Below are 11,951 nucleotides of genomic sequence, written 5' to 3' on the forward strand. Positions count from 1 at the left end.
GAAGGGAGAAATCTTTAAGATCCTTCACCTTCGTTCGGGATGACAACCGAGGGAGTGCTTACAAATGCGGAGATGCACCCAATTAAATAATAATGAGTTGTTAAATTAAATTGCTATGTATTATTATAATTTATATAATTATAAAATAATCCTGTAAAAGCGCTATCTTAGCAGTGTTAAATAAAATAGATTCAATATGGAATAAAATATAAAGTTATTTGTCTAAAGAGGTAGAAAGTGGCAGAGTTAACAGATGAAGAAATAGTCCAGTCAGTCTTAGCCGGCAATACAGAGATGTTTAAGGAAATAGTAAGAAAACACGCTGCAATGGTGTATAGCGTATGCTACCGGCTGATGGGCAATGAGCATGATGCCAGCGACCTTGCTCAGGAAGTATTTTTAAGCGCTCTAAAATCTATAAAAGATTTTAAAAATCGATCATTAATTTCAACCTGGCTCTATTCGATAGCTGTAAATAAGGGAATTAATCTATGTAACAGGAGAAAAAAGGTTAAGTTCTATTCGATAGATACAAAAACCGATGCTTCTGAAAATATGACACAACGAAACCTCGGGGATTTAAATACAGATGTTGAGAATATCGTTCATAACAAGAATATGAAGGATATCTTGGAAAAACAATTGTCGAAGTTAAACCCTGAGAAACGAGCAATTATCGTTCTTAGATATATAGAAGATAAATCGTATGAGGAAATCGCTGAAATTTGCGATTGTCCGATAGGTACAGTAGGTTCACGCTTGGCACGGGCGCTTGATGAACTAAGAGAAAATTTAAAAGAAATATTTGGAGAAAGATATGCCCTGTGAAAAAATAAAGCAGGTTATTGTTGACTATATCGAAGGCAGGCTCGATAACAACCAAAAAACGGAAATTGAAAAGCATTGTGCCGAATGCCCCCAATGTGCGGCATCGTTGGAACAGTACAAAGGTTTGATAGGTTCGTTAAAGAAGTTAAAAACGAACAAAGTTCCTGAAGGCCTTATTGATAGAATATGCAGTGCAGTTGATGAGGTTAGTATATCAACAAAAAACGAAACTATACGGGAAAAGCAAAAACCGATAATTGAAAAGGCGTTTTCCGTGAAAAATATATTAGTGGTTGCGGTTTTTGCAGTGTGCTTTATTATAGTTGGTATAAATTATAAGAAATATAGCCATGTTAGAGAACAGGTTATAAAATCTGTAGAAATTGCAGCTACGGCAAAAATATCAGAAGCCGCAAAACAAGAGCCAGGAATACCGGCCGGGTTTAAAGATGATATAAACAAAGTTGAAACAATAGTTGTCGCATCCGCAAAATTGCTGAATGATTCACAAAAAGATAGCTCGGTATTTCGCGGTACAAAAAGCGAAATTAACAATGAGCTGAAATCAAAAATTAATTCAAATTTAAATGCAATTAAGTTAAACAGCATAGTAATTAATAAGCAAATTGAACAAATTTTATACAGAAGGGCTTTGAGATTAAATGCTATTAATAAGCTTAAAAAAAGAACACTGGTTTTTGAAAATAGCCGAAGTTTGCTTGAATTAAAACACGGTGCCGCTATTTCGCTGGCAGATAAAATAATGGTTGAAGAAGAAAACAACGATACAGAACTCCTTGCCGAAATTTATGCAGAAGCCTTAAGGCTTAATAAGGATTTTGAAGATACCTCAATTCTTGAGCTAAAAGAAAAAATTATAAGCATTATAGGAGCAAAAAGCCAGGAATAAATGTGTAAGCTTGAAAAATGTACATGGAATTGTAAAATTGCCTTGATAAATGTACATAACGGCCCCAAAAGGATATAATCAGACAGATATATTAATTGTCTGCTTAAATATCGACTCAATAATATACTGGTGTCATTTCGGCCAAAGGGAGAAATCTAAAAGATCTCTCATCCTGCCGTGGCGGAATTTGAGATGACAGCAATAAAGAGATTAATATTTCAATGTGTTTTAATATTCGGAATTTAACCAGAAAGCGGTGATACGGCATATAGCTAATGGAAGAAAATCAATAGTTAATTGTCATATGTAATACAAGAGAAAAGTAAGGAGAAAGGGTTGGTGGAAAAGGGGGTAGAAAGGCTCTCTGAAAACGAAATAGTAATTTACCACTTAATTAAAAATGAATCAAGGATTAGTCCGCCACGTTAAACCCCCCAGCTCCTGCTGGGGGATGGATTGGCGGTCGCCGAAGGCGACTCGCAATCTTTTGGCGAATTAAAAGAAGCCGCCAGCTTCAGCTGGCGGAGTTTCACTAAGAAAGGAATAATGAGAAAAGGTAAATTGTCCAAGAAGACAGTTGAATATAATATAGAAAAGTTAAAGAAAAAAGGCATTTTAAAACATATCGGCCCGGACAAAGGCGGCTATTGGGAAGTTCTAGAAAAACCATAAACCTTAATATAATATAATTATGGAAGAAAATTAGCTGTTATTTGTCTAATTTAGTATAGGAAATTCAATGTTGCCTGTCATTCCGAGTGAAACGAGGAATCTTAACTTTCGAAAGATTTCTCCTCACTTGGTTCGTCGAAATGACAACATCAAGTGCGGGGAGTTACCTTTGGTTCCACCTACGCGGTGGAACATGGTTTTGTCATTGATAAGAATAAAATATGTTGTCATTTCGACCGAAGGGAGAAATCTTTAATCACAGGGAAATATGAAAACATCAATGTTCAATATAAAATGCATTATGTTTGGTATCGCGATGGGGATATTTTCTTTAGCCCAAACAGGGTATGCTGCTGAGCCGACTTTGCAGATTGACTCTATCGTTGGTTCAAGCGGCACGATACGGATAAATTACACTGCTTATGATGTTGACGGGGACTCTGTAATAACATCCGGCTGGCAGTATTCCCCGGATAACTCAAAGTGGTACGATATTGATCAATCTCAAATCGGCAATAATGTTTATAAATCTCCCAGTACATCATATATTACATGGGACACCATTGGCAACTTTCGCGGAGTTTATGGTAGTTCTGTCTGGTTTAAAATGAAAGGTACTGACTCCAGCGGAATTGGCAAAATCAATTCATTTAACACCTCATCTAATAATATCCCTATTGGTTTAAATAACCATTCCAGCGTAGTTTACAATGGTTATTTGTACATTACCGGTGGATTAAACGGCAGTAGTTATCTAAACAAGGTTTATTACGCAAAAATAAACAGTGATGGAAGTATAGGTAGTTTTTCAACTTCATCCAATAATATACCTGTAACTTTAGCTTATCATTCAAGCGTAGTTTATAACGGCTATCTTTATATCACCGGTGGATATAGTAATGGCAGTCCTATAAGTAAGGTTTACTACGCAAAGATAAACAGTAATGGAAGTATAGGCAATTTTTTAACCTCGTCCAACAATATTCCCAATGAAATATATACCCATTCAAGTGTAGTTTATAACGGATATTTGTACATCACTGGTGGATTTAGTAGTAACTTTTATGCTACAAATAAAATTTACTATGCTAAGATAAACAATGACGGCAGTATAGGCACTTTTACAACTTCATCCAATAATATCCCTATTAATTTACGTGCCCATTCCAGTGTAGTTTACAACGGTTATCTTTACCTCACTGGCGGGGCTGGCGGTGTTAACAAGGTTTACTATGCTAAAATAAACAGTGACGGCAGTATAAGTAGTTTTTCAACCTCATCTAATAATATCCCTGTTAATTTATATTACCATTCCAGTGTAGTTTATAATGGTTTTTTGTATATTACCGGTGGATGGACTGGTAGTAGTTATTTAAACAAAGTTTATTATACCAGGATAAACCCTGACGGAAACATAGGCAGTTTTTCAACCTCATCCAATAATATACCAGATACTGTATGTTATCATTCAAGTGTATTTTATAACGGCTATCTTTACATCACGGGTGGAAGCAACGGCAGCCCTAAAAACACGGTATACTATTCTTCTTTTTCTGATATATCCAGCGATTATGCCACGCCTTTATCTTTTCAAGTTTATAGCAATGACCCTCCAATTGCGGCAATAAATACTCCTTCAGGAGTCCAATTGCCTGATGTGCCACTTTCCTACAATTTATCCAATATAGATTGTCATCCGTTATCGATCTTTTGCCAGTACTCAACAAACAACGGTGTAACCTGGTCGCCTGCTACTGTAATTGGCTCAACATCAAATGTAACCAGCGCAGTAAACTATTCGGGCACTATAACATGGAATTCTCAGGCAGACATTGCATACAGTTCAGCAACCGTTAGGTTCAGGATAACACCTTCAGACCCTTATACAGCAGGTACAGCAGGTGTCACATCTTCATTTTTTGTTGACTATCGGCATAACCCTCATTTGGTAATTAATAGCTTAAGCGATAATACTGATGAGCCGAGCGCTCTTGTTAAGATAAGCTACACTGCTTCTGATGCTGACGGAAGCAATATTCAGACAAGCAGTTGGCAGTACAGCCGAGACAATCTGGTGTGGTACGATATTTCGGCATCTGCTATAACAAACAATGATTTTAAAGGATGCGGTAGCTCCTATATCTGGTGGGATACACAATCAGGTACAAACAACCTTAACCTTATTGAAGACAACTCTGTCTGGTTCAGGATGAAACTCTTTGACGGGGTATTTAATTCGTCAATGAAAATAATCGGGCCTTTTGCCATAGATAACTATGTAAAACCAGTCATTTCTTTGTCAAACATTTCAGGTGAAGTCACAGCTAATACACTTACAATAAACTACACAATAACCGCAGCTCCGGATGAAAACATATCATTTCTTTGCCAATATTCAAACGGCGGAATAAACTGGTCAAACGCAACTGTTACAGGTTCAACATCAAACATTACAAGCAGTGGTTTTTCCGGCAGTCTTATCTGGAACAGCCTTACAGATATAGGTGACGGCACAGATGCCGGCAGCGTTTATTTTAGAATAAAGCCTATCGGCAGAGTTCTTGGCAATGCAACTACCACAAATGCTATTCATATTGATTATAATGACAAGCCGTCAGTTGTTTTGTCTGATATATATACAATACAAAGGGATACTGTGGCTATTTCATACGTTTTATCAGATACGGAAAATGATGCGTTAAGTATATTTTGCCAGTATTCAAAAAACGGCGGTACAACATGGAATAAGGCGACTGTAACCGGTTCGACGTCTAATATTACGAGTGCAAACTATATCGGTTCTCTGATATGGTATTCAAACCTTGACGAGCAGGACATTAACTGCACTACTGTAAAGTTCAAAATAACCCCTTATGACAATGACTCTGGCACAGCAGATGATAACATAAACTTCCAGTTGATAAATAAAGAAGAAGCCCCGTCGATATCCCTTACAAGTGTTGAGGGAGACAGTTGTATAAAAATAAATTATACTGCAACAGACCCGGATGCTGGCGAACAGATAACAACAACCGGCTGGCAGTATAGTTTAGACAACTCAACGTGGCATGATATTGATGTTTCTGCTATTGGAAATAACAGCTATAAAAACAGCGGTTCGTCATATATTCTGTGGTACTCTACAAAAACACTTCCCGTAATCACTGATAGTTCTGTCTGGTTTAAAATGAAAGCTGTGGACTCGAGCGGAAACGCTGGTTCATCCAGCGGCTACGTGACTTCTCCATATTTTGCTATAAACAACTATAGCGAAGCGCCAACTTTACTTTATTCTGGTGAAACCAACTATACTTCATCTTTTTTGTATCCTTTGGTTGGGAAATCAACAACGACATTTACGTATCGTGTAAAATACGCGGATGCGCATAATAAAGAGCCATTAACAGGCTATCCCAAATTACATATACTAAAAAATGGTAATGAAATTTTAAATAGTCCGTTCATTATGAGCGAAACAGATACAAGTGACACAACATATAATGATGGGAAAATATATAACTATTCTCTATTATTGAGTTCAGCAGGCATAGGCTATTCTTATTATTTGGAAGCATATAATGTAAATGGCACATCAGGAACCGTGACAACTGCTAATACCGGCCCTATTGTATTAGCTATTCTACCAAGTTCGCCGACAATAACCTGCCAGACTCATCCGGATCAAACACAAGAGTATGCTTGTGATGCTCCGGTTTTTACAATTTCCGGGCCAACTAGTACTGTAGTCATTGCAGGGTACTACTATATTTTCAACCAAACCAGCCAGGCAGTGCCATGCCAGAGCAGCGGTACGTTTACGGCCAATTCAACGATTACATTTTCTTCGGTCCCTGACGGCACCTGGTATTTACATGCGGTTGCAAAAGATGGGGACGGAAATATCGGAGTCCAGGCAGGGCATTTTAAAATAAATATAAAAACAACGATAAATCCTAATACTACAAACACATTTTTACTTACAGACGGCACAAAAATCGAACTGCCTGCCGGTTCAGTAAATGGCACAACTAAAATAAATGTAAATCAGCCTTCTTGTATCCCTGATTGTGCCTATTCCTCTAACTTGAAAGCAACATCCTGCGCGCGTGAGATCAAACTTACAGACAGTTCGCAAACGCTTCAAAAAACTATTACGATAACGATCCCTTATACGGATTCAGATATTACAGGTATGAATGAAGCAAACCTCAAGGTTGCCTATTACGACGAATCTAAGGCACAGTGGGTTTTAATTCCGGGTTGCACTGTCTATCCCAACGACAAAAAAATAGTGTTTTCTGTCAACCATTTGACATTGTTTAGGATAGTTGAATACAAAACGCCGTCAACGCCGGTAGCTGATTTGAGCAACTATCCAAACCCGTTTACAGCAAGAAGCGGCGGTAAAACCAAGATACGGTATGACCTGTCCGGTAACACTGATACCGAGGTTTTTATATATGATTTGATAGGGCAAGCTGTGATGCACATGAGTTTTGCCGCAGGAAACTACGGTGCAAAAGCCGGGCCGAATGAAGTCGAGTGGGACGGCAAGAACGAACGGGGCAATTATGTAACAGCTGGCGGATATATATGCGTGGTAAAATCGAACGGAACAACGATGAAAACAAAAATTGGAGTTAAATAGGGGGTAATTAAATGCTCCTGAATAACATATCTTGATGTTGTCATTTCGACGAATCCCGCCAAGGCGGGATGAAGAGAAATCTTTATACATTCGAAAACCAGGATCAGGATTTCTCCCTTCGGTCGAAATGACAGCCAAAACCAAAGATATGTTGGACGCACTACACTAAAACGTAAAATTGTATTTTAAACAAACAACTGATATCCCGTAATCTTTGTCATTTCGACGAATAGAATGAGGAGAAATCTTTTGAAAAGCCACAATTATTATCTATATATTCTTACTAACTGGAACAATAAAGTAATGTATATAGGGATGACAAATAATTTAGAGCGCAGAATTTATGAACATAAAAGTAAATTGGTGCCGGGATTCACTTTAAAATATAATATCAATAAACTGGTATATTCCGAACATACGACAGATGTAAACGCTGCTATAATACGCGAAAAAGAAATCAAGAAATGGAGAAGAGAAAAAAAGAATAACCTTGTATGTTCGGCTAATCCTTCATGGAAGGATTTGAGTAAAACATTTTAGGCGCTGTCATCCCGAATCCCAGTTTTTTTGGGTGAGGGATCTTTGTACTGATGGGAAATAAGATTTCTCCCGTTGGTCGAAATGACAGCAAATCTGCGAAATGACAGCAAATCTGCAAATGACAACAAATGTACGAAATGACAGGAAATGGGCAACATGAGAAAATAAATGAAAAATTATTATATTGTTTCAACAATTATTTTAGCTTTCTTATACGGTGTTCTAATACCGTCCGGTGTATATGCCAGCGGTGACGGTGGGGCTCCGGGGTATATACTTTCAGAAGGTATCGGGGCACGCTCTCTAGGGATGGGGCGTAGCTTTACAGCAGTAAGTGATGATGTATCAGCTCTATTTTATAATCCGGCAGGGCTCTACCAGTTGCAACAAAAAGAAGCACAGTACATGTATATTAAACTTTTTGAAGATACAGGGTATAATGCTATAGGGTATGTGCACACGAACGGTTCGCCTTTGACTCTTGGAGCGGCTGTTACACAGCTGCAATCTGATAACTTTGTAAGCCGAGACGCACTTAACCTGCCGGGCCCTGCATTTTCCGATACTGAACTCACTATGCTGTTAGGCGGGTGTTATGAGATAACCGATAAATTGGGCATAGGCACGGCGGTAAAATCTATTGATAAAAAAATGGAAACGCTGCACAACTCCGCTATTGATTGTGATGCGGGTGTATTATACAAACCTATGAAAAATCTATCCTTTGGTTTTGATTTACAAAACCTCTTAGGTGCGTCATTTCAGCAGGATGATAAACTGCCGCTCACGTCAAGATTGGGTACAGCGCTAAAACTGTTAAACGGGTCTTTAACGCTTGCTGCGGATTTTGAAGAATCCAGCCAAACTTCGCTAAGGGTACATTCCGGAATGGAATATTCGTTTAAGAATTTATTTGCTGTCCGGGCCGGGTATGACGTTGATACCGTAACAACAGGCTTGGGGGCAAGGTTTAAAGATTATTATTTTGATTATGCGCTATATTCAAATACGAACCTTGGTTTAAGCCACAGAATGTCTATGGGCATAAAATTCGGGAAGGAGAAAAATGAACTTAAGAAAATATCAGAAAAACAGAGGCTGGCAAACGGGCTTAAGAAGACTATTAAAACATGCTTGGCAAAAGCCAGGAAATTTGTTGCGGATGAAAACTGGTATAATGCAATAAATGAGGTTAGCAAGGTGTTAGAATTAGCACCCAATAATAAAGAAGCCCTGGAACTAAAACAGCAAGCAGAAAATATAAAAAACAAAAAAGGCAGTAAGATTAATATAGCCATAATAGATTTCGGCACGCGCAATGTTTCTTCCGCTGATGCTATGGTTGTATCCGACCTTCTCAGGTCTGAAATGGTAAAAAGAAATGTTTTTAATGTCCTTGAAAGAAGCAATATGGACATGATACTTAGTGAACAAAAATTTCAGAATTCAGGTTGTACAGAACAGGCTTGTGCTGTAACGCTCGGGAAGATATTAAACGTGCATAAGGTTATTATGGGCACTGTGTCTAAGCTTTTGGATGCTTATTACATAGTGGCTAATGTAGTTGATGTTGAGACCGGCGCGATTACTTTATCGGAAAAAGAAAAAGCGCGGAGCGCCGATGAGATATCCAGCGCATGCCGGAAAATAGCGCGCAAAATAGAAGCCGGCCTGTTGCCCCAGCAGGGTAAAGCTGTAAACCAGGAAATGTTTTTAGCCGAGAACTATCCGGTTAAAATAAAAGTGATGAAGGACGTGCCGTCAGCCATATACGGGCTCTTGGAAAATTATAATGCTGCACCGATATCGGTTTCAATTGAGAATAATACGGAGTTTGAAGCCAGGTTTAAAATAATATACAGGTATGAGCCAAAGACTCAGGAACAAATATCTTCTGTTAACATAGAACCGGGCGATATAGCTGATGTTAATCTATACCCGCAATTACCGTCCCAGGTTATATCCGGCATAAAAAAACAGGAAAGCCAGTTAGTGCGGGTAAGCCTGTATTATATTGATTCAAAGGGCACTGCAATAAAACTAAGGGATGATTTTACGGATTATGTAACGCTTTACCCGTACAACCAGTTCTTTACCAGCGTCTACACCGCCCTGGGAAATGAAGTCCCTGTAATAGAAACGCTTGTTGCCTGGGTTACTTATAATGACCCGGCGTTGAATGAAGTTTTACTAAAAGCAAGCAAACGCGGAGCTGAACTTAAGCCGCAGGTAAAAATTGTCGGCGGGCAGGACCCGAGGATATTCTTAAGGGCTGCTGACCAGCTGGATAAAGATTTCCTGCATCAGATAGAGCTTATATATAACACGTTAAAAGAAGATTATAAGATAGACTATTTGAATAACCCTATCGTCTCGGATACAGGTAAACTGTTAAAAACGCAGAGAGTAAAATTTCCCAGTGAAACCCTGAAATTTAAGGGAAATTGTATTGATTTGGCGGTACTATTTGCAACAATACTTGAAAGTATTGAAATTAACCCGGTTATAGTCCTGCTTCCCAATGACGGCCATTGTGTGGTAGGGTGGGAAGTTCCGGGTACTGATAAATATATGTATCATCTGCTTGAAACAAATAACTTTGGCCAGGATTTTTATAAGGTATTGAACAATGGTAAAGTATGGGTGGATAAATACGGCTTGACGGACAAATTCAACTCCGGCATAGACTTTGACAAGAAAGGGATTTACAAGCAGAACAATGATGTTATAATTTTCAATATTAAGAAGATCAGAAAATTTGTCCCTCCTTCCAGCTGCATTGTAGAATAAAAACCTGAATCTGATAAATTAAACCCTTATTTTAGTAGTGTAATGTTATCAATAGATCTTTATATTTGATTGTCCTTTCGGCCAAAGGGAGAAATCTTGATTTTTCAAATATATAAAAGATTTCTCCTCATCCCGACTTGGCGGGATTCGTCGAAATGACAACATCAAGATATATTATCCAACTGTAAAGGAATTTCTGAAACATAACGCTATATTATTTCCTGGATAATTTTGTCTTATATAAAAACTTGCGTCTTATATTCTATTCTGGTATAATTCATTAGGGAGTTAAGAAATATCGGAGGTGCAGCAATTTATGGAAGCAGATGACAAAAAATCATGTTTGCCTGATACTGATAGAAGGCAAAAGGATATGCTTAGCAAAGAAAGGTTCAGCAAGTATTTTCTTTTAGGTGTATTTATCATTTCTTTGTTGATTTTTTTGTATATAATTAAAATATTTATTTTAGATATAACTCTTGCAGTAGTTTTAGCCACTTTTTTTTATCCTTTATTCAAAAACATTCTTCGTATTTTTAGAAATAAGCATGGGATCAGCGCTCTGTTAACATGCGTAATAATATTGCTTGTATTCTTGATACCATTAGTTATCATTTCAAATATAATAGTAATTCAAAGTAAAGAGTTTTATCATTTGTCCGCTCCTCAGATAAAAGAAATAATAGAACGCAAGGTGGCTTTTTTTGCCAGGCTGCAGGAATCTGCTGTCGGGGATTTACTGTCGGATTATGGCTTCGATTGGCAGAATGAGCTAAATGACGTGATGAAGTTTATAGGCACACACATCGCTACTGTCGTAAATAAGACATCACAAAAAGCTTTCAAGATAATATTTGATCTATTTATAATCCTATTTGCCACATTTTATTTTTTAAAAGACGGGCAAAGGATCCTGGTCAGGATAAAGAACAGCATACCGTTAAATGATGAGTACAAGGAAAATATTATTTCGAAGTTTTCATCTGTGTTGGATGCAACAGTTAAAGGTGTTTTTTTTATAGCCATATTGCAGAGTTCTTTGGCTACAGTAACCCTTTGGGCTTTCGGGATAAAAGCCTGGCTGTTATGGGGAGGTGTGATGCTTGTGCTTTCCACCATACCTTTTGTGGGTACGGGTTTTGTACTGGTTCCTACCGGTATAATAAAAATAGTAAACGGCGATATAGGTTCCGGGATAGCTATTATCATAATAAGCTTATTTTTTATCTCATTGATAGATAATTTCATCAGGCCCCGTATAGTCGGCCATTATGCGGGAATGCACGACCTGGTGACTTTTTTTGGCATAGTAGGGGGTATCAGCGTATTCGGCCCTGTCGGGATTATTATAGGCCCGATTATAATCGCGATATTTGTCACGATACTTGAAATATACAATATTGAATTTTATGAACATATAAATTACTCCAAGCGTAAAACAAACAAAAACGAAATCATTCCAAAATAATTGGAGTAAAAACTCTCCTGCCTTATGATATTCCCCAAAATTCTTTGATAGTATTGTTTTGTTGTTCTGCCTGCGGTTTATCACGTTTTCTATTT

General features: G+C 37.8%; 7 protein-coding genes. All 7 read left to right on the plus strand.

Translation table 11 applies throughout. The annotated features are described in order from the left end of the window. Nucleotides 1–237: 237 nt before the first annotated feature. The 7 genes from LHV68_07845 to LHV68_07875 all read left to right on the plus strand — a co-directional run bounded on the left by LHV68_07845 (nt 238) and on the right by LHV68_07875 (nt 11,856). The gene (locus LHV68_07845; GenBank protein ID MCB4791783.1) at nt 238–828 is read left to right on the plus strand and encodes an RNA polymerase sigma factor; all 591 of its coding nucleotides are present in this window, start codon (nt 238–240) and stop codon (nt 826–828) included. Continuing rightward, nucleotides 818–1,738, plus strand: coding sequence for a zf-HC2 domain-containing protein (locus LHV68_07850; protein MCB4791784.1), 921 nt, complete (start codon nt 818–820; stop codon nt 1,736–1,738). The genes LHV68_07845 and LHV68_07850 overlap by 11 nt, the downstream gene beginning before the upstream one ends. 456 nt (nt 1,739–2,194) lie before the next feature. After that, nucleotides 2,195–2,410 carry a hypothetical protein gene (locus LHV68_07855; protein MCB4791785.1) on the plus strand — a complete coding sequence of 72 codons (216 nt, stop codon included), beginning with the start codon at nt 2,195–2,197 and terminating at the stop codon, nt 2,408–2,410. Between the two features lie 268 nt (nt 2,411–2,678). Further along, nucleotides 2,679–7,058 (plus strand): hypothetical protein, encoded by a 4,380-nt coding sequence (locus LHV68_07860; protein MCB4791786.1) that lies wholly within the window; start codon nt 2,679–2,681, stop codon nt 7,056–7,058. Between the two features lie 249 nt (nt 7,059–7,307). Beyond that, entirely contained in the window at nt 7,308–7,598 is a 291-nt protein-coding gene (locus LHV68_07865) for a GIY-YIG nuclease family protein (protein ID MCB4791787.1), read from the plus strand. A 168-nt stretch (nt 7,599–7,766) separates the two neighbouring features. Further along, the gene (locus tag LHV68_07870; protein ID MCB4791788.1) at nt 7,767–10,388 is read left to right on the plus strand and encodes a PorV/PorQ family protein; all 2,622 of its coding nucleotides are present in this window, start codon (nt 7,767–7,769) and stop codon (nt 10,386–10,388) included. Nucleotides 10,389–10,704: 316 nt separating this feature from the next. Next, the gene (locus tag LHV68_07875) at nt 10,705–11,856 is read left to right on the plus strand and encodes an AI-2E family transporter (protein MCB4791789.1); all 1,152 of its coding nucleotides are present in this window, start codon (nt 10,705–10,707) and stop codon (nt 11,854–11,856) included. Nucleotides 11,857–11,951: the final 95 nt, after the last annotated feature.

Origin of the sequence: Candidatus Liberimonas magnetica, assembly GCA_020523885.1 — a bacterium.
GTDB classification, from domain to species: Bacteria; Elusimicrobiota; Endomicrobiia; order Endomicrobiales; family JAFGIL01; genus Liberimonas; species Liberimonas magnetica.

Bases quoted from the DNA above. Each gene is read 5' to 3' on its own strand.
- LHV68_07850 (MCB4791784.1), top strand. From the start codon at position 818: ATGCCCTGTGAAAAAATAAAGCAGGTTATTGTTGACTATATCGAAGGC.
- LHV68_07860 (MCB4791786.1), top strand. From the start codon at position 2,679: ATGAAAACATCAATGTTCAATATAAAATGCATTATGTTTGGTATCGCG.
- LHV68_07870 (MCB4791788.1), top strand. From the start codon at position 7,767: ATGAAAAATTATTATATTGTTTCAACAATTATTTTAGCTTTCTTATAC.
- LHV68_07875 (MCB4791789.1), top strand. From the start codon at position 10,705: ATGGAAGCAGATGACAAAAAATCATGTTTGCCTGATACTGATAGAAGG.